Annotated in this window: 19 protein-coding genes; 12 read left to right on the top strand and 7 right to left on the bottom strand. The window is 68.6% G+C overall.

Features of this window, described 5'->3' with window-relative positions; genetic code table 11:
• Positions 1 to 121 precede the first annotated feature (121 nt).
• Together WS61_RS30940 and WS61_RS30935 are read right to left on the bottom strand one after the other, a co-directional pair.
• A complete protein-coding gene (locus WS61_RS30940) occupies positions 122 to 1522 on the bottom strand; it encodes an LLM class flavin-dependent oxidoreductase (protein ID WP_059506276.1) in 1401 nt (466 codons plus the stop codon).
• Positions 1519 to 2778 carry an acyl-CoA dehydrogenase family protein gene (locus WS61_RS30935; RefSeq protein ID WP_059506275.1) on the bottom strand — a complete coding sequence of 420 codons (1260 nt, stop codon included), beginning with the start codon at positions 2776 to 2778 and terminating at the stop codon, positions 1519 to 1521. Before WS61_RS30935 ends, WS61_RS30940 begins: the two co-directional genes overlap by 4 nt.
• A gap of 303 nt (positions 2779 to 3081) precedes the next feature.
• On the opposite strand from WS61_RS30935, the gene WS61_RS30930 reads away from it, so the two are divergent.
• Positions 3082 to 4320 carry an SfnB family sulfur acquisition oxidoreductase gene (locus WS61_RS30930; protein ID WP_059506273.1) on the top strand — a complete coding sequence of 413 codons (1239 nt, stop codon included), beginning with the start codon at positions 3082 to 3084 and terminating at the stop codon, positions 4318 to 4320.
• A 58-nt stretch (positions 4321 to 4378) separates the two neighbouring features.
• On the opposite strand, the gene WS61_RS30925 is transcribed toward WS61_RS30930, so the two are convergent.
• Positions 4379 to 5128, bottom strand: a complete 750-nt coding sequence (locus tag WS61_RS30925; protein WP_059506271.1) for an SDR family NAD(P)-dependent oxidoreductase — start codon at positions 5126 to 5128, stop codon at positions 4379 to 4381.
• Between the two features lie 162 nt (positions 5129 to 5290).
• Here WS61_RS30925 and WS61_RS30920 point away from each other — a divergent pair, with 162 nt between their 5' ends.
• Positions 5291 to 6184 carry a LysR family transcriptional regulator gene (locus tag WS61_RS30920; protein WP_059506269.1) on the top strand — a complete coding sequence of 298 codons (894 nt, stop codon included), beginning with the start codon at positions 5291 to 5293 and terminating at the stop codon, positions 6182 to 6184.
• 162 nt (positions 6185 to 6346) lie between these two features.
• Here WS61_RS30920 and WS61_RS30915 read toward each other — a convergent pair whose 3' ends face one another.
• Both WS61_RS30915 and WS61_RS30910 read right to left on the bottom strand, forming a co-directional pair.
• Positions 6347 to 7435, bottom strand: coding sequence for an aldose epimerase family protein (locus tag WS61_RS30915; RefSeq protein WP_059506267.1), 1089 nt, complete (start codon positions 7433 to 7435; stop codon positions 6347 to 6349).
• A 27-nt stretch (positions 7436 to 7462) separates the two neighbouring features.
• Positions 7463 to 8656 carry a DNA-binding transcriptional regulator gene (locus tag WS61_RS30910; RefSeq protein ID WP_059506265.1) on the bottom strand — a complete coding sequence of 398 codons (1194 nt, stop codon included), beginning with the start codon at positions 8654 to 8656 and terminating at the stop codon, positions 7463 to 7465.
• A gap of 264 nt (positions 8657 to 8920) precedes the next feature.
• Between WS61_RS30910 and xylA the strand changes: the two genes are divergently transcribed.
• The 10 genes from xylA (at position 8921) to WS61_RS30855 (ending at position 22462) form a co-directional block, all read left to right on the top strand.
• Positions 8921 to 10243, top strand: a complete 1323-nt coding sequence (xylA, locus tag WS61_RS30905; protein ID WP_059506318.1) for a xylose isomerase — start codon at positions 8921 to 8923, stop codon at positions 10241 to 10243.
• A gap of 4 nt (positions 10244 to 10247) precedes the next feature.
• A complete protein-coding gene (gene xylB / locus WS61_RS30900) occupies positions 10248 to 11726 on the top strand; it encodes a xylulokinase (RefSeq protein ID WP_059506263.1) in 1479 nt (492 codons plus the stop codon).
• Positions 11727 to 11812: 86 nt separating this feature from the next.
• A complete protein-coding gene (xylF, locus tag WS61_RS30895) occupies positions 11813 to 12841 on the top strand; it encodes a D-xylose ABC transporter substrate-binding protein (protein WP_059506261.1) in 1029 nt (342 codons plus the stop codon).
• A 65-nt stretch (positions 12842 to 12906) separates the two neighbouring features.
• Positions 12907 to 14466 (top strand): D-xylose ABC transporter ATP-binding protein, encoded by a 1560-nt coding sequence (gene xylG / locus WS61_RS30890; protein ID WP_059506259.1) that lies wholly within the window; start codon positions 12907 to 12909, stop codon positions 14464 to 14466.
• The gene (locus tag WS61_RS30885) at positions 14463 to 15674 is read left to right on the top strand and encodes a sugar ABC transporter permease (RefSeq protein ID WP_059506257.1); all 1212 of its coding nucleotides are present in this window, start codon (positions 14463 to 14465) and stop codon (positions 15672 to 15674) included. Before xylG ends, WS61_RS30885 begins: the two co-directional genes overlap by 4 nt.
• Positions 15675 to 16059: 385 nt before the next feature.
• A complete protein-coding gene (locus tag WS61_RS30880; protein WP_059506255.1) occupies positions 16060 to 17550 on the top strand; it encodes a PAS domain-containing sensor histidine kinase in 1491 nt (496 codons plus the stop codon).
• Positions 17532 to 18908 (top strand): sigma-54 dependent transcriptional regulator, encoded by a 1377-nt coding sequence (locus WS61_RS30875; protein WP_059506253.1) that lies wholly within the window; start codon positions 17532 to 17534, stop codon positions 18906 to 18908. The genes WS61_RS30880 and WS61_RS30875 overlap by 19 nt, the downstream gene beginning before the upstream one ends.
• 430 nt (positions 18909 to 19338) lie before the next feature.
• Positions 19339 to 19887, top strand: a complete 549-nt coding sequence (locus WS61_RS30865) for a hypothetical protein (RefSeq protein WP_059506249.1) — start codon at positions 19339 to 19341, stop codon at positions 19885 to 19887.
• Between the two features lie 21 nt (positions 19888 to 19908).
• Complete coding sequence (locus WS61_RS30860; protein WP_059506316.1) at positions 19909 to 21171, top strand: MFS transporter; 1263 nt, start codon at positions 19909 to 19911, stop codon at positions 21169 to 21171.
• Between the two features lie 37 nt (positions 21172 to 21208).
• Positions 21209 to 22462: an arsenic transporter gene (locus WS61_RS30855; RefSeq protein ID WP_059506247.1), complete on the top strand. Its 1254-nt coding sequence runs from the start codon at positions 21209 to 21211 to the stop codon at positions 22460 to 22462.
• Between the two features lie 31 nt (positions 22463 to 22493).
• On the opposite strand, the gene WS61_RS30850 is transcribed toward WS61_RS30855, so the two are convergent.
• The gene (locus WS61_RS30850; protein ID WP_059506245.1) at positions 22494 to 24599 is read right to left on the bottom strand and encodes a TonB-dependent siderophore receptor; all 2106 of its coding nucleotides are present in this window, start codon (positions 24597 to 24599) and stop codon (positions 22494 to 22496) included.
• Between the two features lie 251 nt (positions 24600 to 24850).
• On the bottom strand, positions 24851 to 25552 hold the full coding sequence (locus tag WS61_RS30845; RefSeq protein ID WP_034209092.1) for a FadR/GntR family transcriptional regulator: 702 nt from the start codon (positions 25550 to 25552) through the stop codon (positions 24851 to 24853).
• Positions 25553 to 25783 lie beyond the last annotated feature (231 nt).

Below are 25783 nucleotides of genomic sequence, written 5' to 3'. Positions count from 1 at the left end.
ACGGGGACGCTCGCGCTCCCCGCCAAACACGAACGGCTTCGTCGGACTGCACGAAGCCGTTTGCGCTGAAGCCGGTCGCCGCGTGAGTGAATGCGGACGGACCGGCTTCGACATCTTGCCGTTATGCGCCGACCGTTTCCCGCTCGGCCTCGCGCTTGACCTGTTCGATGTCGCGATACCGCGCGGCCGGATGCTCGTCGGGCAGTCGCGCCGAGCCGCCGAAGAGTTTTTCGCGCAGCGTGCCCGGCGCATACGCGGCCGGATACACGCCGCGGCGCTGCAGTTCGGGCACGAGATGGCGTACGACGTCCTCGAAGGTTTCATGCGCGACCGCATACGCGAGATTGAAGCCGTCCACGTCGGTCGCGGCCACCCATTCCTGCAGGATGTCCGCGACGGTCGCCGCCGATCCGACGAACACCGGGCCCATCCCGCCGATGCCGCCCCAGGCAGCCAACGCCTCGATCGTCCACGCGGTGTCGCCGCCCGACAGGTGCTCGACCGCCGACACGATCGCATTCGTTTCGACGCGCCTGACGGGATCGGTCGGCGCGTACTGGCCGAAGTCGATGCCGGTCCAGCCCGACATGAACACCAGCGAGCCGTCGTACGACACGTAGCGCCGATACTCGTCGAACTTGGCCTGTGCCCGCTCGTCGGTTTCGTCGACGATCACCGTGACGAGGTTGTAGATCAGCACCTTCGCCGGGTCGCGCCCGGCGGCGGCGGCCTGCGCGCGCACGTCGGCCACGTAGCGCGCGAGCTGGTCGCGGGTGGGCGCGGCGACGAACACGCATTCGGCGTGCTGCGCGGCGAACGCCTTGCCGGGGCCCGACGCGCCGGCCTGGAACAGCACCGGCGTGCGCTGCGGCGACGGCTCGCACAGGTGATAGCCGGGCACGTCGAAGAAGCGGCCCTTGTGGCCGATCTCGTGCACTTTCTCGGGATGCGTGAACACGCGGCCGTCGCGATCGCGCACCACCGCGCCGTCCTCCCAACTGCCCTCGAACAGCTTGTACAGCACCTCGACGTACTCGGCCGCGACCGCATAGCGGTCGTCGTGCGTGCGCAGCCCGCGATCGCCGACGTTCTTCGCGCCGCTCTCCAGGTACGACGTGACGATGTTCCATGCGAGCCGGCCCTTCGTGTGATGGTCGGCGGTCGACAGCCGGCGCGCGAACGTGTACGGGTGCTCGAACGTCGTCGACGCGGTGATGCCGATGCCGAGATGCTCGGTCGCCATCGCGATCGGCGCGGCCAGTTGCAGCGGATCGTTGACGGGGATCTGCGCGGCCTGGTGCAGCGCGTGATAGTTGCTGCCCTTGTACACGTCGTAGTAGCCGATTACGTCCGCGATGAAGATCGCGTCGAAGATCCCGCGCTCGAGCACGCGGGCGAGGTCGGTCCAGTAGTCGAGATCCTTGTATTGCCACGAGCGGTCGCGCGGATGCGCCCACAGGCCGGGCGACTGATGGCCCACGCAGTTCATCTCGAACGCGTTGAAGCGGATCGTCTTGCTCATTGCGCGGCTCCCGTTTCCGCGCCTGCGCCCGCACCGTTGCCGACGCGCCAGACGAACGGCGGCGTGCGGCCGTTGATGATCCAGTCGCCGACGATGCGTGCCTTGTAGACGAGCGGATTGTGCGACGACACGGTGCGCGCGTTGCGCCAGTGGCGATCGAGCGCGGTCGTGCTGCGGGTCGCGGACGCGCCGAGCGCGTCGAACAGGCGCGTCGCCGCGCGCAGCACGAGTTCGGACACGACGAGCTGGCTCTGCGCGGATTCGATTTCGGCCGCGACGTTCGCGGCCTGCTCGGCCGCTTCGTCGCCGCCGAAGCGCGCTTCGTACGCCTGCTGAAGCGGTTGCGCGGCACGCAGCGCGAGCGCGTCGGCCGCGTACGCCCATGACGCGATCTCGCCGATCACCTGCTGCAGCTGTGCATCGTCGCCGGCGCGCTGCGCATTACCGTGGCTGTACACGCGCGTGCGGTTGCGCACGAGTTCGCCCGCGTCGCGCACGATCGCGTGGCCGATGCCGGCGAGCGTCGCGACATGGAACAACTGGTAGAACGCGGTCTGATACTTGAAGCGGCGTGCGAAATCGATCACGTTCTCCGCATCGACCGCCGCATCCTCGAAACGCGTCGTACCGCTGCCGGTGGTGGTCTGGCCGAAACCGTCCCAGTCGTCCTCGCGGATCACGCCCGGCTGCGCGGTCGACACGGCGACGATCACGTCGCTGCCGTCGTGCGCGCGCTGCGCGAACACGTCGATCCAGTCGGCGAACAGGCTGCCCGTGCTGTAGAACTTCCGGCCGTTCAGCACGAGCCGGCCGTGCCGCTCCGCCACCTTCGTGACGGTCTGGCCGAGCGGGACGTCGCCGGTTTCCGACCACGCGTTGCCGACGAGCTGGCCGCTCGCGAAGCGGTCGAGCCAGGTCGTGCGTTGCGGCCCGTCCGGCGCGTTCAGCCAGTCCTCGACGAACGCGAAGTGCCCGCGCAACGCCTGCGGCAAATTGGAATCGGCGGCGGCCAGCTCGGTCAGCAACCGGAACAACTGCGGCAGCGACGCGCCGGCGCCGCCGGCGCTCGCCGGCAGCCGTATCGCGCCGAAGCCCGCCGATTTCAGCCAGCCGATCGCCTCGTGCGGCAGTTCGCGGCGGCGTTCGCGCTCGGCGGTGCCGGTGGCGATGCGCGCGAAGATCGGCCGGAACCGGCTCGCGAGCGCATCGTAGTCGGTACCGGTGGAAAGGTCGGGGGCTGCGTGCGACGAAGTCATGCGGTATTCCTCGAAAGACGGGCCGTGTGCGCCGGGAGCCCAGTATAGGAAGCGCGACGCGGGCGCTCCAATAACGGATTCTCGGATCGTTATCGTCGCTGCGTATTATCGGGGCTGCAACCGCGATCGAATGAGCGCGCATCGACGTTCTCGCGTCCGTTGCGACGTCCAAACGCCGGTTCGCCTGCATCAGGTTCGACGTCGTTTGTTCTCCCAAGGAATATCGTTTCGAGAATCGCTCGGTTTTCCGGCGTGCACGGCGCTGCTAGATTGAATGCTTTCGCCATTCGACAGGAGAGACCGATGTCAGACACGAGCGCGACGATTCAGGAGCGGCCGGCCGACGTGCCACCGCGGGCGGCGAACGTGATCGCCGACGACGCGCAAGCGCTTGCGGTCGCGCATGCGCTGGCACAACGCCTGGCGCAAGGGGCCGCCGAGCGCGATCGCGAGCGTCGCCTGCCGCGCGAGGAAATCGAATGGTTTTCGCAGTCGGGGCTGTGGGCGATCACGGTGCCCAAGGCATACGGCGGCGCAGGCGTATCGCGTGTGACGCTCACCGAGGTGATCAAGATCGTCGCCGCGGCCGATGCGTCGCTCGGGCAGCTTCCGCAGAATCATTTCGGGCTGGTCGACGTGATCGCGCTCGTCGGCACCGACGCGCAGAAACGTCATTTCTTCGCCGAGGTGCTGAGCGGCAAGCGGTTCGGCAACGGGTTCTCGGAGAAGGGCACGAAGCACGTGCTCGACCTGAAGACGCGCGTGCGCCGCGACGGCGACGACTACGTCGTCGACGGCACGAAGTTCTATTCGACCGGTGCGCTGTTCGCGCATTACGTGCCGGTGCTCGGGCTCGACGACGCGCGCCAGGCATGGCTCGCGTACGTGCCGCAACCGACGCCGGGGTTGACCGTGATCGACGACTGGTCGGGATTCGGGCAGCGCACGACCGCGAGCGGCACGGTCGTGCTCGATGCGGTGCGCATCCCGGCATCGCACGTGCTGCCCGCGCAGCGCGTGTCGGACGTGCCGACGCTCAACGGTCCACTGTCACAGATCATCCAGGCGGCGATCGACGCGGGTATCGCGAAGGCGGCCATCGACGATACGCTCGCGTTCGTGCGAACCCGCACGCGGCCGTGGGTCGACAGCGGCGTCGAGCGGGCAGCGGACGACCCGCTGACGATTCGCGAAATCGGCCGCCTGCACATCCAGCTGCATGCGGCTGACGCGTTGCTCGAGCGTGCGGCGCGCACGCTCGACGAGATCGCGGTAAAGGGCGACGTGACCGAAGACGATGTCGCGCGCGCGTCCGTCGCGGTCGGCGAAGCGAAGGTGCTGACGACCGAGGTCGCGCTGCTCGCCGGCGAGAAGCTGTTCGAGTTGGCGGGCACGCAGTCGACGCTCGCCGAGCACAACCTCGACCGGCATTGGCGCAACGCGCGCACGCATACGCTGCACGATCCGGTGCGCTGGAAATATCACCTCGTCGGCAACTACTACCTGAACGGCGTGCGCCCGGCGCGCCATGCTTGGAATTGAGCGTCGGCGGTTGGACGCCGGCAGCGCGCGGTCGACGGCCGCGCGATGCCGGTGAGCCTCAAACCTGACCGACGCCGCCGTCGATCATCAGGTCCGCGCCTGTCATGTACACGCTTTGATCGGATGCAAGGAACACGGCCGCGTTCGCCATCTCCTCGGGCTGCGCGAGCCGGCCGATGGGGATCATGTTCAGGTACATGTCGACGAGGGACTGACGCTCCTGCGCATTCGTTACCTGCGAGTCGAGCATCGGCGTGTCGGTGACGCCCGGGCTCAGCGTGTTGACCCGAATGCCGCGATTCTTGAACTCGGCGGCCCAGGTGCGCGCGTACGAACGCAAGGCCGCTTTCGTCGCCGCGTAGGCTGTGTGACCCGGAATGCCCATCACGTGCATGGCCGACGAAACCAGAATGATCGATCCGCCATTCGTCATGAGCGGCAGGAGCTTCTGCACCAGAAAGACGGGAGCACGGGCGTTGAGGTCGAACGTCCTGTCGAAATGTTCCGGGGTCAGGGTATCGATCGACGCCTGCTCGACCAACGCCGCATTCGACACGACGATGTCGATCGCGCCCTTGTCGGCCCTGACCGCCGACGCGACGCGTTCGAGATCGTCGAGATTCGCCGCGTCGGCCTGGATGGCCGTGACATTGCGTCCGATCCGCTCGACGGCCGCGTCGAGTTGGGCCTGCCGGCGCCCGAAAATGAATACGTGCGCACCTTCGGCCACATAGCGCTGCGCGATTGCGAGACCGATACCGGTTGTGCCGCCGCTGACGACGGCGACCTTGCCTACGAGAGAAGTCATTGGAATCTTCCGTGTATTGGGGGTGACGGAAGAAAGCGTAACGGTCTGCGCCGCGAATGATAATCGGGCGAATCTTCATAAGCGCTATTCCTTGCTAGAATCGCTCGCACTTCAACGTGAGCGATCCGTGCGCGGAAACGAGCGGTTTCGCCAGGGGCTGCAATGGATCGATTGGACGAAGTCGGCGCCTTCATCGCCGTTGTCGACGCAGGCGGATTCTCGGCTGCGGCGCGTAGAACCGGCCACTCGCAGTCGGCCGTCAGCAAGGCGGTCGGTTCGCTCGAGAAACGCCTCGGCGTCATGCTGCTGAACCGCAGCACTCGGAGTGTCACGCTGACGGATCAGGGGCAGCGCTATTACGATCGCATGAAGCCGCTCGTCGACGAGTTCGACGAAGCCGACAGCGAGATGACGAGCAGCACGCTCGATGTCACGGGCCTGGTCAGGATCGCGACGCCTTCGACCTTTGGCCGCCTGCACGTTCTTCCGCTGATCCCGGACTTGCTGGCATCGAATCCCGGGCTTCGGGTCGATCTCGTTCTCTCGGACTTCGTGCGGGACATGGTGGAAGATCGCATCGATCTCGCCATTCGAGTCGGCCGAGTCGACGATGCCGACGCTGTCGTCAAACGCGTGGCAAGCACGCGCCTCGTTTGCGTCGGCTCCCGGGACTATTTCGAGCGCCATGGCATTCCGAAGACGCCTGATGAACTCGTCGATCACAATTGCCTTCTGTATGGTGGCCTTTCGGAATCGGCCGCCAACTGGCCGTTCGTCGGCCCCGCCGGCGACTTCAGCGTGACCGTTCGCGGCAACTTGTCGTCGAACAGCGTCGAAACGATTCGGGCGGGCGTGCTGGCGGGTGTCGGAATCGGCCTCTTCACTCGGGCTTCGCTTACCGACGAACTCGAGCATGCCGGCATCGTCACCGTTCTCGACGAATTTTTGAAAGAAGCGAGAGACATCAGTCTCGTCTGGCCGAAACGCCGGTATGTGCCGGCACGCGTGCGCATGGTGACCGATTTCTTTTCCGCTGCCCTGGCCCAGCGCGATTAGGCAACCACGGGGCTGTCGCCCGATCGGCATCGAGATGATGCGAACCGGAGGGGCGATCAGCCGCCACGATGGCCCGCATGCCGTGGCGGAGCGGTAGTCGCCCGGCGCGACGCCGACGCCGCCTGACGCGCGACGACGCGGCTCGCGCGTTCCGTGCGCGCCCTATGCCTGAACCCCCACCCGATACCGGGTGGTTTGCCGATAGACGTCGCCCGGACGCACGATCGCTTCGTCGCGCAGGCCGTCCATGTTGACCTGATCCGGAAAGCCGCCCGCCTCGACGCACAGCGCCGCGTGTCGTGCGCACCGCGTGCCGCCGCTCACGCGCACGTCGTCGAGATAGTTGCCCGTATAGAGCTGCAGGCCGCGCTGATCGGTCGACACGATCAACTCGCGGCCGCTCTCCGGATCGTAGACCCGTGCGACGGGCCGGACCTCGCGTGCACCGTTGCCCACGACGAAGCAGTGATCGAAGCCGCGTGCGCGCGCCAGTTGCGCATGCGGCCAGTCGAGGCGCGCGCCGAGCGGCGCGCTTTGCCGGAAATCGAACGCCGTGCCCGTCACGTCGGCCGTCCCGATCGGGATCAGCGCATCGTCCACTTCGAGGAACGCGTCGGCGTCGATGTGCAGCAGATGGCCGCGCACGTCGCTGCCTGCGCGCCCGTTCAGGTTGAAGTAGCTGTGATTCGTCAGGTTCAGCGGTGTCGGCGCATCGGTCCACCCCGTATAGTCGATCGTCAGCGTACCGTCGTCGTCGAGCGTGTAGCGAACCTGTACGCTCACGTTGCCGGGGAATCCCGCGTCGCCTTCGGGCGAATCGAGCCGCAGCGTCAGCCCGCCGCTATCGTCGAGCACGTCCCACCGCGCGCGATGAAAACCGTTCGCGCCGCCGTGCAGCAGGTTGCCGTTCTCGTTGCGGTCGAGCAGGTAGTCGACGCCGTCGAGCGTGAAGCGCGCGCCGGCGATCCGGTTCGCCCATCGGCCGATCGTTGCGCCGAGATAGACCCCGGATTCGAGGTACTCGGCCGGCGTGTCGTGCGCGAGCACGATATCGGCAAAGCGCCCCGTGCGGTCGGGCGCGAGCCACGACACGACGGTCGCGCCGAGGTCGCTGACGACGACGCGCATCCCGTGCGCGTTGCGCAGCGTATAGCGCCGCACGGGCTCGCCGTCGGGCAACGCGCCCCACGGCTCGGCATGCACGCGCGCCACGCCGGGCGTCAGGTATGAGGAATCGGTATCGATATGCATGAGTGGATGTCGGATGGGCGGCGGGCGTCAGTTCGTGGCGGCCGCGCGTTCCTGATATTCGCGCGGCGTGCAGCCGAGTTCGCGCCTGAATACCGCGTACATGTACTGAAGCGACGTGAACCCGCAACGGATCGCGACTTCGGCACTCGACGCCTGCCGGCTGGCGAGCAGCGCCTGCGCGGCTTCGAGCTTGTGGCGCAGGATCTCCTGGTGCACGGTGCGCTGCAGTTCGCGCCGGAAGTGCTCCTCGAGCAGCGAGCGCGATACGCCGACATAGTCGGCGACCTGTTCGGTCTTGATGCCCTGGCACGCGTACTGGCGGATGAAATGCCGGGCACGCATCACGTGCGGGCTCGCGAGCGGCTGATGGCGCGTCGATTCGAGCACGTTGATGCCGACCGGCGGCACGAGAATGCGCTGCCCGGGAAAGCGCGCGCCGCGCAGCATCCGGTGCAGCAGGTGCGCGGCGGTGCGGCCCATTTCCTCGGTGCCCTGGATCACCGACGACAACGGAATGCGCGTCAGCGTGCGCGTGAGCGGATCGTTGTCGATACCGATGATCGCCACCTGTTCCGGCACCGCGATGCCGGCGATCAGGCACGCCTGCAGCAGGTGCCGCGCGCGCGCGTCGGTCACCGCGATCACGCCGACCGGCTTCGGCAGCGCATGCAGCCAGCCGACCAGTTGTTCGATCGCGTGATTCCAGCCCGACGCGCTCGTCGACAGCCCGCGGTAGATCGGCGCGTCGAGCCCGTCCGCACGCGCGAGCCGGTCGAACGCCAGTTCGCGCTGCTGCGCCCAGCGGTTCTCCTGCGCGACCGGCAGGCTGTACATCGCGAAATGCGCGAGTCCCGCCCCGATCAGATGCGTGTAGGCGAGCGACACGAGCTTCGGGTTGTCCGTCGCAATATATGGGACGCCGTCCGGGTATTGCGCCGGATCCTCGTACGACGATCCGATCGCGACGATCGGCAGCGGCGAACCGGCGAGCGCGTCGGCGACGGCGGGGTCGTCGAAGTCCGCGATGATGCCGTCGCCGTCGAAACGCTCGATCCCGGTGAGCCGGCAGCGGAAATCGTCTTCGAGGAACAGGTCCCACACGACGCGCGTCGTGTGCAGATACTGGCCGATGCCGCTGATGATCTCGCGGTCGTAGACCTTGTTCGCGTTGAACAGCAGCGCGATGCGGTGCGGTGTCTGGGCGGATGGGGCGCGTGTCATCTCGGTGTCGGGTGAGCGCATCGGGGCGCCGTGCCGTTGTCTCCGGGGCGCGCTCGCGGGGGCGGCGCGCGGTAGTTTGGTGTACGGCGATTGTAGGACGGAACGTGCGCCGCGCGAACGCGGCTGGCAAGAAACATCAAGCGTGCTGCGCAATTTCGCAATTGCCGGCCGGCAGGCGTGCGGGCACGATCCAGCCAACGAATTCGGCCGCGTGCGTCGTCCCGACGTGCGTTGCGCTGCAACAAGAACCTGCACGGAGACGCCATGTCGTATTTCGAACACATTCCCGCAATTCGCTACGAAGGGCCGCAGTCGGACAACCCGCTTGCCTATCACCATTACGACCCCGAGCGACGCGTGCTGGGCAAGACGCTCGCCGAGCATCTGCGCATCGCGGTCTGCTACTGGCACACGTTCGTGTGGCCGGGTCACGACATCTTCGGGCAGGGCGCGTTTCAACGGCCTTGGCAACAGCCCGGCGACGCGCTCGAACGCGCGCGGATGAAGGCCGACGCCGCATTCGAGTTCTTCACGAAGCTCGGCACGCCGTTCTATACGTTCCATGACACCGACGTCGCGCCGGAAGGCGACAGCCTGCGCGAATACGCGGCCAATTTCGCGCGGATGGTCGACTATCTCGCCGAGCGTCAGCAGGCAACCGGCGTGCGGCTGTTGTGGGGGACCGCGAACCTGTTTTCGCACCCGCGCTTCGCGGCCGGCGCCGCGACGAACCCGAACCCCGACGTGTTCGCGTGGGCCGCGACCCAGGTGCGCCATGCGCTCGACGCGACCCACCGGCTCGGCGGCGAGAACTACGTGCTGTGGGGCGGACGGGAAGGCTACGAGACGCTGCTCAATACCGACCTGAAGCGCGAGCGCGACCAGTTCGCCCGCTTCCTGTCGATGGTCGTCGAGCACAAGCACCGGATCGGCTTCAAGGGCGCGCTGCTGATCGAGCCGAAGCCGCAGGAGCCGACCAAGCATCAGTACGACTACGACGTGGCGACGGTGCACGGCTTCCTCGTGCAGTACGGGCTGCAGAACGAAATCCGCGTGAACATCGAGGCGAATCACGCGACGCTCGCGGGCCATTCGTTCCATCACGAGATCGCGAACGCATTCGCGCTCGGCGTGTTCGGCAGCGTCGACGCGAACCGCGGCGATCCGCAGAACGGCTGGGACACCGACCAGTTCCCGAACAGCGTCGAGGAACTGACGCTCGCGTTCTACGAGATTCTGCGCCACGGGGGCTTCACGACCGGCGGGATGAACTTCGACGCCAAGGTGCGGCGCCAGAGCATCGATCCGGAAGACCTGTTCTACGGCCACGTCGGCGCGATCGACGTGCTCGCGCTCGCGCTCGAACGCGCGGCGGTGCTGGTCGAGAACGACCGGCTCGACGCACTGCGCCGGCAGCGCTACGCGCAGTGGGACAGCGAGTTCGGCCGCAAGATCCTGTCGGGCGGCTATACGTTGGAGTCGCTGGCGGCCGACGCGCTCGCGCGGGGCGTGGACCCGCGGCATGCAAGCGGCGCGCAGGAGCGGCTCGAGAACATCGTGAACCAGGCGATCTACGGGCTGCGCTGACGCCATGTACATCGGACTCGATCTCGGCACGTCGGGCGTGAAGGCGGTGCTGCTCGACCGCGACGGTGCGGTGCGCGCGAGCGCGAGCCGCGCGCTCGCGGTGAGCCGGCCGCAGCCGCGCTGGTCCGAGCAGGCGCCGCGCGACTGGTGGGACGCCGCATGCGGCGCGCTCGCCGCACTCGTGTCGGATGCGCGCACTGCCGGCATCGACCCGCGCGACATCGATGCACTCGGCCTGACCGGACAGATGCACGGCGCGACGCTGCTCGATGCCCACGGCGACGTGCTGCGCCCCGCGATCTTGTGGAACGACGGCCGCGCGGATGCCGAGTGCGAGGAACTCGAACGGCTCGCGCCCGCGCTGCGCACGGTGGCCGGCAACATCGCGATGCCGGGCTTCACGGCGCCCAAGCTGCTGTGGGTGCGCCGTCACGAGCCCGACGTGTTCGCGCGCATCGCCTACGTGCTGCTGCCGAAGGATTATCTGCGCTACCGGCTGACCGGCGCGTTCGCGACCGATCCGTCGGACGCCGCCGGCACGCTGTGGCTCGACGTCGCGAAGCGCGACTACGACGACACGTTGCTCGCCGCCTGCGGGCTGTCGCGCGCGCAGATGCCGGCCGTATTCGAGGGCAATCGCATCACCGGCACGCTGCTGCCGGCCGTCGCACGGGCGCTCGGCCTGCGCGAGATCCCGGTGGTGGCCGGCGGCGGCGACAACGCGGCCGGCGCGGTGGGCGTCGGGATCGTGCGGCCCGGCGACGCGCTGCTGTCGCTCGGCACGTCGGGCGTGTATTTCGCGGTGTCGGACGGGTTCCGCGCGAATCCCGAATCGGCGGTGCACAGCTTCTGTCATGCGCTGCCGGGCACGTGGCATCTGATGTCCGTGATGCTGAACGCGGCCGGCTGCGTCGACTTCACCGCGCAACTGGCCGGTTACGACGGCGTCGCGGCGCTGCTCGACGATGCGGAAACGAACGCACGCGCGAGCCGGCCGTGGTTCCTGCCGTACCTGAGCGGCGAGCGCACGCCGCACAACGACGTGAACGCGAAGGGCGTGTTTTATGGGCTCACGCCCGACACGCGGCGCGCGGATCTCGCGAACGCGACGCTCGAAGGCGTCGGCTTCGCGCTGCTCGACGGCATCGACGCGCTGCATGCGGCCGGGCTCGCGCCCGACGGCATCACCGTGATCGGCGGCGGCTCGCGCAGTGCGTACTGGACGCAGATGCTCGCGGACCTGAGCGGCCGTGCGCTGACACTGCGCGCGGGCGGCGAGGTGGGGCCGGCGCTCGGCGCCGCGCGCCTCGCGCATCTCGCGCTCGAACCGGATGCGGCGCTCGCCGACGTGTGTCCGCAACCGCCGGTCGTCGCGGTGCGCGAGCCCGATCCCGCGCGGCACGCGTGGTATCGCGATGTGCGGCGGCCGACGTTTCGCGCGCTGTATCGTGCGCTCGAACCGGTGTTTGCGACGGGCGCGTGACGCACGTTGCCGTGACTCGATGCGGGCGGTGCAATCCGGCGGCCGCCCGCGGTTCGTGAGGTGGTTCCATAACAAGGAGTGGAGACATGAAATCCGTGACGCGTCGTACCGTATTGAGTTCGCTTGCCGGCGCCGCCGCGCTGGCAATGCTCGCGCTGGGCACGCCGCTCGCGCACGCGAGCAAGGACAAGCCCGAGATTGGCTTCTGCATCGACGATCTGCGCGTCGAGCGCTGGTCGCGCGATCGCGACTATTTCGTCGCGGCCGCGACGAAGCTCGGCGCGAAGGTGTCGGTGCAGTCGGCCGATGCAAGCGAGGAGCGGCAGATTTCGCAGATCGAGAACCTGATCTCGCGCGGCGTCGACGTGATCGTGATCGTGCCGTTCAACTCGAAGACGCTCGGCAACGTCGTCGCCGAAGCGCGCAAGGCCGGCATCAAGGTCGTGTCGTACGATCGCCTGATCCTCGACGCGGACGTCGACGCGTACATCTCGTTCGACAACGAGAAGGTCGGCGAGCTGCAGGCGCAGGGCGTGTTCGACGCGAAGCCGAAGGGCAATTATTTCCTGCTGGGCGGCGCGCCGACCGACAACAACGCGAAGATGCTGCGCGAAGGACAACTGAAGGTGCTCAAGCCCGCGATCGACCGCGGCGACATCAAGGTCGTCGGCCAGCAGTGGGTGCCCGAATGGAGCGCGTCGACCGCGTTGCGGATCGTCGAGGACGCACTGACCGCGAACAACAACAAGATCGACGCGATCGTCGCATCGAACGACGGCACGGCCGGCGGCGCGATCCAGGCGCTCGCCGCGCAGCATCTGGCCGGCAAGGTGCCGGTGTCCGGGCAGGATGCGGATCTGGCCGCGGTCAAGCGCGTGATCGCCGGCACGCAGACGATGACCGTCTACAAGCCGTTGAAGCTGATCGCGAGCGAAGCCGCGAAGCTCGCGGTCGATCTCGCGAAGGGCACGAAGCCCGCGTTCAACGCGCAATACGACAACGGCAAGAAGAAGGTCGATACGGTGCTGCTGCAGCCGACGCTGTTGACCAAGCGCAACGTCGACGTCGTCGTGAAGGACGGCTTCTATACCCAGGCCCAACTGGCGAGCCAGTAAGCGTACGACGGGCGCGACGCGCGGTCGCCGCGACGGCGGCCGCGCTTACTGCGAGGCATGAACGAATGACGGAACCCTTGCTGACGATGCGCGGCATCGTCAAGGCATTCGACGGCGTGAAGGCGCTCGACGGCATCGACCTGACCGTGCGGCCCGGCGAATGCGTCGGGCTGTGTGGCGAGAACGGCGCGGGCAAGTCGACGCTGATGAAGGTGCTGTCGGGCGTGTACCCGCACGGCACATGGGACGGCGAGATCCGCTGGGAAGGCGCGCCGCTCACGGCCTCCGGCGTGCGCGACACCGAGCGCGCGGGCATCGCGATCATCCATCAGGAGCTGATGCTCGTGCCCGAGCTGTCGGTGGCCGAGAACATCTTCCTCGGCAACGAGATCACGCTGCCGGGCGGGCGCATGAATTTCGCGGCGATGGTCCGGCGCGCCGAGGAGCTGCTGCACGAATTGCGGATCGACACGATCAACGTCGCGCAGCCGGTGATGAACTACGGCGGCGGCCACCAGCAGTTGATCGAGATCGCGAAGGCGCTGAACAAGCACGCGAAGCTGCTCATCCTCGACGAACCGTCGTCGTCGCTGAGCGCGTCGGAGACGCGCATCCTGCTCGACATCGTGCGCGACCTGAAGCGCCGCGGCGTCGCGTGCGTCTACATCTCGCACAAGCTCGACGAGGTGGCGGCCGTATGCGACACGGTCACCGTGATCCGCGATGGACGTCATGTCGCAACCGAGCCGATGGCCGCGCTGACCACCGACCGCATCATCGCGATGATGGTCGGCCGCGAGATCCGCGACCTGTATCCGCGCGAGCCGCACGAGATCGGCGACGTCGTGCTCGACGTGCGCCACGTGACGTGCTGCGACGTGACGAACGCGCGCCGCAAGCGCGTCGACGACGTGTCGTTCAGCGTGCGGCGCGGCGAGATTCTCGGCGTGGCCGGACTCGTCGGCGCTGGCCGCACCGAGTTGATGCAGGCGATTTTCGGCGCGTATCCGGGCGCGTGCACGGCGAGCGTGACGATGAACGGCCGGCCATTGTCGATCCGCTCGCCGGCCGACGCGATCCGCGCCGGCATCGCGATGGTGCCGGAGGACCGCAAGCGCCACGGCATCGTGCCGCAGCTCGGCGTCGGCCACAACATCACGCTGGCGGTGCTGCAGCGCTTCGCGGCGCGCGGGCGGATCGACGCGGCCGCCGAGCTCGACGCGATCCGCACCGAGATGCAGCGGCTGTCGGTGCGCGCCGCGCATCCGTTCCTGTCGATCGCGAGCCTGTCGGGCGGCAATCAGCAGAAGGCGGTGCTCGCGAAGATGCTGCTGACCGAGCCGCAGGTGCTGATCCTCGACGAGCCGACGCGCGGCGTCGACGTGGGCGCGAAGGCCGAGATCTACCGGCTCGTCTTCGCGCTGGCCAAGCGCGGCGTCGCGCTGATCGTCGTGTCGTCGGAACTGCCGGAGGTGCTCGGCCTGGCCGATCGCGTGCTGGTGATCGGCGAAGGCGAGTTGCGCGGCGATTTCGTCAACCAGGGCCTCACGCAGGAACAGATTCTCGGCGCCGCGCTGAAGCCCGCGCGGCTGCCCGCCGAACCCACCGCAGCGAGTGCGATATGAATTCCGAACTTTCTTCCTCGACCCCGGCGACGCCGGATGCGGACGCGCGGCGTCCGGACGGCCGCGCGCCGCGGCTGGCGTTGCGCCATGTCTTCACGCGCTACAAGGTGCTCGCGCTGCTGTTCGCGGTCGTCGCGATCTGGGCGTTCTTCTCGGTGCTGACGGACGGCGCGTTCGTCACGCCGCGCAACGTATCGAATCTGCTGCGGCAGATGTCGATCACCGGCATGCTCGCGTGCGGCATGGTGTTCGTCATCATCGCGGGCGAGATCGACCTGTCGGTCGGCTCGCTGCTCGGGCTGCTCGGCGGCGTCGCCGCGATCCTCGACGTCAACCGCCACTGGCCCGTTGCGGCGACGGTTCCGGCCGTGCTCGCGCTCGGCGTGCTGATCGGGCTTTTCAACGGCTGGTGGTCGACCTATCGGCGCGTGCCGTCGTTCATCGTCGGGCTCGGCGGGATGCTCGCGTTTCGCGGCATCCTGCTCGGCGTGACGGGCGGCTCGACGATCGCGCCCGTGTCGGACGGCTTCGTGTTCATCGGGCAGGGCTATCTGCCGCGCCTGGCCGGGGACGGCCTCGCGGTCCTGCTGTTCGCGGTCGCGACGCTGCTGGTGGTGCGGCAGCGCGGCACGCGGCGGCGCTACCGGCTCGCGGTCGCCCCGTTGTGGCAGGACGTCGCGAAGATCGTCGGCGCCGGGGCGGTGCTGTTCGCCTTCGTCGCGACGCTCGATCGTTACGGCGGTATTCCGGTGCCCGTGCTGCTGCTGCTCGTGTTGCTCGGCGTGTTCTCGTGGATCGCGACGCAGACCGTGTTCGGCCGGCGTATCTATGCGGTGGGTTCGAACCTGGAGGCGACGCGGCTGTCGGGCGTCGACACCGATCGCGTGAAGCTCGTGATCTTCGCGCTGATGGGGCTGATGTGCGCGTTTGCCGGCCTCGTCAACACGGCGCGGCTCGCGGCCGGGTCGCCGTCCGCCGGCTCGATGGGCGAACTCGACGCGATCGCCGCGTGCTTCATTGGCGGCACGTCGATGCGCGGCGGGTCGGGCACGGTCTACGGCGCGCTGATCGGCGCGCTCGTGATGGCGAGCCTCGACAACGGGATGTCGATGCTGGACGTCGACGCGTACTGGCAGATGATCGTCAAGGGCGCGGTGCTCGTGCTGGCGGTGTGGATCGACGTGGTGTCGCGGTCGAACCGGCGGTGACGAAGCCGTGTCGGCCGCGCATCGGCTTCACGTCGCGCGCATGGCCGGCGGGGTCGTCGTAGTAGCCGGGTGGGTCGATCGTCCGCACGGGGGCGGCACTTCGCATGCATGGCTGGCGGAGGCCGTGCCGACGAGTGTGCCGACGGCGAACGGGACGGCGGACAAGGTTCGAGCGGAACGGGCGCGCATGGGGGCTCGACGGGGAAGTGTCGGGCGGGACGCTGGACCGAGGGCAGTCTAGCGCCCGGGGCTTTCGCGCGGCTTTCCACGGCGAGCCGTTGCCGATCCGGCCCGGCTGGCCGTCGGTGCGATGCGTCGCAGCCGTGGCGGCTGCGCATGACAGGCAATACGCTATTCTGTCGTCCTCGACCGCCAGCCCGATCCGATGAAGCGTCCGTCGTTCTCCTCCCAACTCGTCATGCTCTGGGCACTCGTCGCGGCGCTGTGCGCGACGCTGGTCGCGGTCGTCTGGGTCACGGCGAGTTCCGCCGAGAGCCAGCAGGTGGCCAGCGCGAAGGCCGCCGGCGCGTCGGCCTGCGAAGCGGTGGCGTCGCGTTACGGCGCGTCTTTGGCGTCGGCGGGCGCCGGGCCTGCCCCGGAGCTGATGCACGCGATCCTCGACATCGTGCTCTCGCGTGCGCCCGATATGGAAGGCGGATTCTGGATGCCCGGCGCCGCCCCCGCGGCGAGCGGCTTTCTCGCGTATTCCTTTCCCACTTACCAGGGCAGCGGCGTCAAACGCGACGTTCCGGAAGCGGAAACGCCGCTGATCCTCCGCACGCTGCGTGCCGCGGCCGCGACCCATGCCGCGACGGCGAACGTCGTCGAAGGCGCGCAGGATGCCGTGATCGCGGCGGCCTGCCCGGTACGCGGCGGATCGGGGCTGTTCGTGTGGATGCTCACACGTGCGCGCCCGCCGCTGGGCCGGCACGGCGAGCTGCTGGCCACGGGCCTCGCGGCCGTGCTCGCCGTGATTCTGGCGATCGCGGCGGCGCTGGCCGTGGCGCTGCGCCGCTGGAAGCGTAATCTCGCGCGGATCGAGAGCGGGCTGGGGCCCGACGGTCGCGAGCATCACCTGCCGTACGTCGGCGAACCCGATCTCGACCGCGTCATCGATGCGTTCAACGAGCGGGCGCGGCGCGCGGACCTGCTGCAGCGGCAGGCCGACGAACTGCGCACGCGCCTCGCGCAGGCCGAGCGCTTCGGCATGCTGGGCAAGCTTGCCGCGCAGGTCGCGCACGAGATTCGCAATCCGATGGGCGCGATGCGGCTGAAGGCGGAAAACGCGCTGGCCGGCGACGGCCGGCGGCAGCAGGACGCGCTGCGCGTGATCCTCGCGCAGATCGAGCGCATCGATGCGCAATTGTCGAGCCTGCTCGCGCTGACGCAGCCGGTGCGCCCGCTTGCGACGCGTGTCGACGTCGACGCGTGGCTCGCGCAGGTCGTCGACGCGCACCGCGAGCTGGCGCAGCGGCAAGCGATCGACCTGACGCTGTCGCTCGCGACGCAGGGCGAACGGCTCGCGCGGCCGTCGGATTTTCCCGCTTTCGATCCCGACCAGATGCGGCGGGCGCTCGACAATCTGCTGCTCAATGCGCTGCACCATGCAGGCGACGGCGGCGCGGTCACGCTCGCCGCCGAGCGGCGCGCGTTCGCCGGGCGCGACTGGCTGCGCATCACCGTATCGGACAGCGGCCCCGGCGTGCCGGTCGCGCAGCGCGAGCGGATTTTCGAGCCTTTCGTGACAGGCCGCGCGGATGGCACGGGCCTCGGTCTTGCCGTCGTCCGCGAAGTGGCGGCGGCGCACGGCGGGCACGCGCGCCTCGACGGGGGCGCCGCATTCGTGATTGAAATTCCATGGCAAACATCCTCGTAGTCGACGACGACGCGGCCTTTCGCGACAGCCTCGCCGAAACGCTCGCCGATCTCGGTCATCGAGCCGTCGAGGCCGCATCCGGCCGGGCGGCACTGAGTGCGCTGCGCGACGGCGGCGACATCGAATGCGTCTTTCTGGATTTCCGCCTGCCGGATCTGGACGGATTGGCCGTGCTGGCGCAACTGCGCGACGATCCCGCGCTGGCCGCGATCCCGGTCGTTATGCTGACGGCCCATGCGACCAGCGACAACACGATCGAAGCGATGCGGCTCGGCGCATTCGATCACCTGACGAAGCCGATCGGGCGTCGCGACATCGCGCAACTGCTCGAACGCATCGTGTCGGCGCATCAGCCGCCCGCGCCGGCGCCATCCGGCGGCGGTTTCGCGGGCGAACCTGCAGCGGACCGACCGCGGTTGCTGGGCGTGAGCGCGGCGATGCGCGACGTGCAAAAGCAGATCGGCCGGGCCGCGATGAGCGACGCGACCGTGCTCCTGACCGGCGAGACGGGCACGGGCAAGGAAGTGGCGGCCCGCGTGCTGCATGCCGCATCGGCCCGGCATGCGGGGCCGTTCGTCGCCGTCAACTGCGCGGCCATCCCGGCCGATCTGCTCGAAAGCGAGTTGTTCGGGCATCGTCGCGGCGCGTTCACGGGGGCGCATGCCGATCGCGCGGGGCGCCTCGTCGAGGCCGACGGCGGGACGCTCTTTCTCGACGAGATCGGCGACATGCCCGCCGCGATGCAAGCCAAGCTGCTGCGTGCGCTGCAGGAGCGCCAAGTGGTGCCGCTGGGCGCGGATCGCGCGACGGCGATCGACATTCGCGTCGTGGCGGCGACGCACCGCGACCTCGCCGCGGCCGTCGCGAACGGCACGTTCCGCGAAGATCTCTTCTATCGGCTGAACGTCATTCCGCTGCACCTGCCGCCGCTCGCGGAGCGTGTGGCGGACATCCTGCCGCTGGCCGCGCATTTCCTGGGCAACGCGGCAGGCACGCGCTCGCTGCACCTGACGAACGACGCCCAGCGCGCACTGCTCGATCATCGCTGGCCGGGCAATGTTCGGGAACTGCGCAACGTGATGGAGCGGGCGGCCGCGCTCGCCCCCGGGCCGGCCGTCAGCGCGGCCGATCTCGGCCTGGCCGTCGTGCCGGCACGCCAGCCGGGCGCCGATGCGGTGCCGGCCCACCTGCTCGACATGCCGCTGCCCGAGGCGCTGGCGACCGTCGAGCGCGCGGCGATCGTGCATGCGCTCGAGCGCGCGAACGGCAATCGCGCGGAAGCCGCGAGGCAGCTCGGGATCGGCCGCCAGTCGCTCTATGCGCGCATGGCGAATCTCGGGATCGAGCGCGACGACTGATCGCGCGGTTTCGACTGTCGGGATCGGCGACATCCGGTGAGGCGACGTGTCGGGAAATCCGACAGGTTGGGTGTGTGTCGCCGTCCGGTGCACGGCCACGCGATGCTTCCCGGGTTGGCACGGGTGTTGCAAATATCGATGCATCGCAACCCGTCGCCGGAGCCGTCATGAAGCCCTGCCTGTCGTCCGAGCGCGGCCGCCGTGCCGCGCCGCCGCTCGCCGGTCGTATCGCACGCTCTACGCCGCCGCGCTCGTTGCCGTCGCAACGGTCAGTGTCGCGCAGGTGCCGCCGGCGCCGCGCGCGGATGATCGACGTGAATACCACCTGCGACTACCGGCGTGGCACGGCGGCCATGTCGTGAATCTTCATGACGATGTCGCGCGCTGATCGCGCGACGTTGTTCTCCCATCCATCGAAAGGAGTCCTGTCATGCACTGGATCGATCCCGCTTGTCTTCCCGAAACGCGCGGCCGCGTCACGCAGTTCCTGCTCGACCCGCACGGAGAAATCGACGGCCTGATCCTGAACGGCGACCTGCAGGTTCACGTGCCGCCGCATCTGGGCCGCGAACTGGCGCGCCATGTCGCGGTCGGCGACCGCATCCGCGTGCGGGGCGTCAAGCCGCGGCGCGCGGCGATGATCGCGGCCGTGCAACTGACCGGGCGCGACGGCGTCGACATCGTCGACGACGGGCCCGCGCACGCCGCGCCGCCGAAGCCGACGCACGCTGCACGGGAACCGATGGAAGCGAGCGGCGAAGTCGCGTTCGCGCTGCACGGCCCGAAAGGCGAGCTGAACGGCGCGGTGCTGACGAGCGGCGTCGCGCTGCGGGTGCCGCCGCATGCGACTGACGCCCTGCACGATTATCTGCGTCCCGGTATCCACGTGCAGGCGTGGGGGCACGGCGTCGTCACGCGGCACGGCACGACGCTCGACGTGAACGAGATCGCCGAACTCGTCGATGCGGACGCCGAATGAACGCGCGACGCTGAGGTGACCGTGAGGCCGGCACGCGCGCTCGAAGCGCTCAACTTCTTCCTGGCCGACGTGCAAGCCGGCATCGGCCCGTTCATCGGCGTCATCCTGCTGTCGCGCGGCTGGGGCGCCGATGCGATCGGCACGGTCATGACGCTGGCCGGGCTCGCCGCGATGGCCGCGACGCCGCTGGCCGGCGCGCTCGTCGACGCGGTGCGCGCCAAGCGGGCGCTGATCGTCGTCGCGGCCGCCGCGACGGCACTGGCGTCGCTGGCGCTGATGTTCGTCCGCGGCTATCCGGCGGTGGCGGCGTCGCAGATCCTGGCGGCGGTCAGCGGCGCGGTGCTGGCGCCGGCCGTCGCGGGCGTGACGCTCGGCATCGTGCGGCGGCAGGGGTTCGACCGGCAGTTCGGGCGCAACCAGATGGCGAACCACGCCGGCAACGTCGCCGGTGCTGCGCTCGCGGGATGGCTCGGCTGGCATGTCGGATTCGATGCGGTGTTTGCGCTCGTCGGCGTGTTTACGGTCCTCGCCATTGCGAGCACGTTGGCGATTCCCGGGCACGCGATCGATCATGCGAGCGCACGTGGTCTCGATCCTGCCGCCGCACCGGGAACGGATGCTGCGCATTCGCATGCGTTCGACGCGGCGTCGGCGTCGCGCGTCGGCGGCCTGCGCACGCTGGCGGGGAACCGGCCGCTGGTTCTGCTCGGTGCGTCGCTCGCGCTGTTTCATCTCGGCAACGCCGCGATGCTGCCGCTCTACGGGATGGGTGTCGTCGTCACGCAGCGCAGCAACCCGAGCGCGTTCACCGCACAGACCATCGTTATCGCGCAGTGCGTGATGATCGCGGCGGCCTGGCTCGCGCCCCGGCTGATTCGCTCGCACGGCTACTGGCGGGTGCTGCTGTTCTCGTACCTCGTGCTGCCGGTGCGCGGTGTCGTCGCCGCGGCGTGGATGAGCGAAGCGGGCGTGTGGCCGGTGCAGGTGCTCGACGGTATCGGCGCCGGCCTGCAAAGCGTCGTCGTGCCCGCGCTCGTGGTTCGCCTGCTGCATGGGTCCGGCCGCGTGAATGCCGGGCAGGGCGCCGTCGCGACCGCGCAGGGTATCGGCGCGGCGCTCAGCCCGGTGCTGGGCGGCGTGCTCGCGCAGCACTTCGGCTATCCGGCCGCGTTCGTCGTGCTGGGCGCCGTGTCGACGGGCTCGCTCGCGCTGTGGCTCGGTCATGCGCGCTCGTTGAGCAGCGTGTGCGGCAAACCCGCCGACTTGTCGGCGACGTCGTCTTGAAAGCCGTTTCGATTCTCATGCCGTTGTCGACTTGCCCATGAATCCTGTTTCGCTTGCCTGGCTGATTTCCGCGCTCGCCACCGCGGGCGTCATCACGCGTCCGTTCGGCTGGCCCGAGGCCATCTGGGCCGTGAGCGGCGCGCTGCTGCTGGTCGTGTTGAACCTGTTGCCCGTCGCGCAGGCGCTGGACGCCGTCGCGAAGGGCGGCGACGTGTACCTCTTTCTGACGGGCATGATGCTGCTGTCCGAGGCGGCCCGTCGCGAGGGGCTGTTCGACTGGGTCGCGACGCACGTCGTCAATCTCGCGCAGGGGTCGTCGCGGCGGTTGTTCGCGCTGATCTACGGGGTCGGCGTCGTCACCACGGCGTTCCTGTCGAACGATGCGACCGCCGTCGTGCTGACGCCCGCGGTCCTTGCCGCCGCGCGCCGCGCGAAGGCCGACCCGATGCCGCTGCTGTACAGCTGCGCGCTCGTCGCGAATGCCGCGAGTTTCGTGCTGCCGATTTCGAATCCGGCGAACTTGGTGCTGTACGGCGCGCACATGCCGTCGCTCGGCCCATGGCTCGCGCACTTCGCGGCGCCGTCCGTCGCATCGATCGCGTGCACGTTCGTCATGCTGCGGATCGTGCAGCGACGTGCGCTTTCCGGCGGTTGCGAGTCGGGGCTGCCGGTGCAGCCGCTGACGCGCGGCGGCCGCATCGCGCTGGCGGGCATCGCGGTAACGGCCGTCGCACTGATGGTGGTATCGGTCCTGGATTGCCCGCTTGGATTGCCGACCGCACTGGCGGGGGGCGTCACGGTCGCGTGCGTGGCGATGCGTGATCGTGCGGCATGCATGCCGATCGTTCGCGGAATTTCGTGGAGCATGCTGCCGCTCGTCGCGGGGTTGTTCGTCGTCGTCGAGACGCTCGACCGGACCGGCGCGGTGCGCGTCCTGACGGGGCTGCTGCACGCGCTGATGCAAAGCGGCGAGCACGTCGCCGCGGCGGCGGCGGGCGTCGCGGTCGCGCTGGTGTCGAACGGGGTCAATAATCTGCCCGCCGGGCTGATCGCGAGCTCGACGGTCCAGGCCGCGCACAGTCCGCGAACGGTGGTCGATGCGATCCTGATCGGCGTGGATCTCGGCCCGAACCTGTCGGTCACCGGTTCGCTCGCGACGATTCTGTGGCTGGCGGCGATCCGGCGCGAAGGGCTGCAGGTCGGTTTCCGTACGTTCCTCGCGGTCGGGGCGTGCGTGATGCCGCCGGCGCTGCTGCTCGCGCTGGGCGCGCGGTTCGTGGTTGGCGGCTGACGCGCGATGCCGGTCAGCCGCCACGCGCGACTCAGAACGAGTAGGCGAGCGACGCGAACAGGCTGCGCGGCGCGCCCGGCGTGACCCACAGGCTGTTGTACGAGCTGACGTAGGTCGTGCGATTGAACAGGTTGTTCAGCACGACCGACGCACGCAGGTGCTTGTTGACCTGAAGATAGCCGTTGAGTTGCACGGTCGCATAGGCCGGCAGCTCGAAGCCGTCCTGCGTGTTGGCGGTGTTGCCCGCGCGGCGCCCGACGTAGATCACGCCGGCACCGGCGCCGGCCTTGTCCGCGAACGGCAGGGTCGTCTCGTACATGAGCAGCGCGCTGCCGCTCAACCGCGGTACGTCGACGAGGCGCGAGCCGGGCGCCAGCACGGTATCGTGCGTGACCTCGGCGTCGACGTACGCGAAGTTGGCGATGCCGCGCAAGCCGTGACCGAGATCGCCGCTCCATTCGAATTCGACGCCGCGGCTGCGCACTTCGCCGGCCGCGCGCGAGAAGCCGGCATTGGCCGGATCGGCGGTGAGCACGTTGCGCTTGGTGACGTAGAACGCCGAGACGGTCGTGAGCCAGCGTGTGCCCGCCCATTTCGCGCCGGCTTCGTAGCCGCGGCCCTTTTCGGGATCGAACGCACGGCCGCCGACGTCGGCGCCGTTGTTTGGCCGGAACGAATACGCGGTGTTCGCATACAGCGACAATGCCGGGCTCATTTCGTACACGACGCCGAGACGCGGGCTCACCGCAGTCTGCAACTGGCTCGTCGTCACGCCTTTCAGGCGGTTGTCGATCGACTGGTGGAAGCGATCCCAGCGCAGCCCGGCCAGGATCTTCCAGTGCGGCCCGAACGCGAGCGTGTCCTGCGCGTAGACGCCTTGACCGTCGTCGCGTTCGAGCAGGTTGGTCGCGGTGCGCGGCGTCGGCGCGGGCTGGCCGTAGACCGGATCGAAGATGTCGATCGCATACGGCGCGGCGGCGGTCGGTGTGGAGCGGGTGACGAACTGGTCGTAGTTGAAGCGGTACGCATCGACGCCCATCACGAGCGTATGGCCGATGCCGCCCGTGCGGAACGAGCCGGCCGTCTCGAGGCGGCCTTGCAGGTCGTTCGAGTGAAACGCGACTTGCCGGTAGCGGCGCCACAGCGTGCGGCCGTCCTTCTGCAATGCGAAGGCTTCGGACGAGCGCCCCGACAGGTCGGTGTTGCGTTGCGCGACGCCGGCATTGATCGACCAGCTGGAATCAATGCGATGCTCGAGCGTGAACTGGTGGCCCGTGTTGCGCACGTCGTAGTCGCCGTCGCGCGGCTCGCCGAGGAAGCGCGACGCGGGGATCGCGCCAAGCTGCCCGTTGACCGCGAGCACGCCGCGATCGAGCGGCGCGCGCTGACGCGCACTCTCGAACTCGTAGTGGAGCGTCGTGTCGGCGCCGATGTCCCAGGTGAACGATGGCGAGAACAGGTAGCGCTTGCTCGACACCGTGTCGCGAAAGCTGCCGTTGTTCTCGTTCATCGCGACGAAGCGGTACGCCAGCGATTTCGTGACGGGGCCGGTCGAATCGAGCGTCTGGCGCAATGCGCCGTAGCTGCCGGCCGACACGCCGATGGTGTTCGCGCGTGCGAATTGCGGCTGCTTCGTCGTGTAGCTGATGATCCCGCCCGGATCGCCGCGGCCATACAGCGCGGACGCCGGCCCCTTGAGCACTTCCATGCGCTCGAGGTTGACGGTGTCGCGCGGCACGCTCATCCCGCGATTCCACGAGAAGCCGTTGACCAGATAGTCGGTGCCGGACGTGTTGCCGTCGCCGGCGAAGCCGCGCACCGCGTAGTTGTCCCACAGGCCGCCGAAGTTGTTCTGGCGCGAGACGCCCGCGACCCAGTCGTAAAGATCGTCGCCGCGCGTGGCGGCCACCGTCTGGATCAGCTTCGTATCGACGCTGCTGACCGCGAACGGAATCTCCATCACGTCCGCCTCGCTACGCGTCGCACTCGTCGATTCGCGCGTGCGAAACGGCGCCGTCGCGCGTTGCGCGGACACCTCGATGGTCGGCAGCGCCGCTTCCTGCGCGTCGGCGGCGCCCATGCCGGCCGTGCCGACGACGATGGCCATCGGTGCGGCCGCCCAGTTCCTCCTGCTCATACTCCTCCCTTTTTGGTGTGTTTCGCGTTCGGGCACGGCGGGCGGCCTCGCGCCGACATCGGTGTTCCAAACAGTACATTTGCGCGGCAATTTAATGCAAATGAGAGGCATTTGCAATCGTAATTTGGAGATAAGGCGGGGGAAGGGAAGCGGAGTGTTACCAGCCGTTCAATGAGGGGAAGGCAGGGACGGAAGTCAGGCCGGCCTCGCGTGACGACGCGCTCGCCGACGCGTGCGGCGAGCGCGTGCGCTCAATCCGGATCGGCTTTGAGCCCGCCTTCGATCCACCGCGCTTCTGACGCACGAAGATGCGCGCGGATCGCCGTCTGCGCGGCGATCGGATCGCCGGCCTGCAACGCGAGGAGCACGTCCTCGTGCTCGCGCACGGCGGCGGTCCAGGTCTGAGGATTCTCCGCGTGGCCGCGCATGGCCGTCGCGATCGGGTCGTGGCGGCTGTCGAACAGCTCGCCGACGAAGCGGGTGAGCACCGAATTGCCGGCGGCTTCCGCGATCAGCATGTGGAACTGCCGGTCGGCTTCGACCGGGGATTTGCCGGCCTCCGCGAGCCGCTTCATGCGCTGCACCGTGCGGCGCAGGCGCTCGAGCATCGCGGCCGTCATCCGCGCGGCGGCCAATGCGGCGACGCTGCCTTCGACGGCCGCGCGGGCCTGCATCAATTCCGACGGGCTGTCGCCGAGCGTGGCCATCGGGCCGACCGCATCGGCCGCCGTGTCGCGCACATACACGCCGGAGCCCATCCGGATCTCGATCTGGCCGCCGATTTCCAGTGCGATCAGCGCCTCGCGAAGCGACGGGCGCGAGACGCCGAGCGTCAGCGCCAGCTCGCGTTCCGGCGGCAGACGCTCGCCGATCGCGAACTCGCCCTGGCGAATCAACGCGACGATCTGGGCCGCGACCGATTGGTAAAGCCGCTTGGGTTCTGTCGATTTCATCCGATGCAGTGGGATCAATGCGCTTTCGGCGCAAGCGCGTGTCGCGGAGTCTATCACGCGCGCCGCTTCGCCCAGTGTGGCGGCCCGTCGATCCCGATGTCCGGGTTTTCACCATTGGTAAGATCGGATGTGAATAGTTAAATTGGCTTGACCAAAATTGGTTTGATTGCTGTAATTCGTCTAAATTGGACTGACCAGAGGATGCCGAGGTCGATCCACCCCAAGGAGACG

The sequence above is a fragment of the Burkholderia sp. ABCPW 11 genome (assembly GCF_001523445.1).
In the GTDB taxonomy this organism is placed as follows: Bacteria; Pseudomonadota; Gammaproteobacteria; order Burkholderiales; family Burkholderiaceae; genus Burkholderia.
This window is presented reverse-complemented; position numbering and strand designations above follow the sequence as displayed.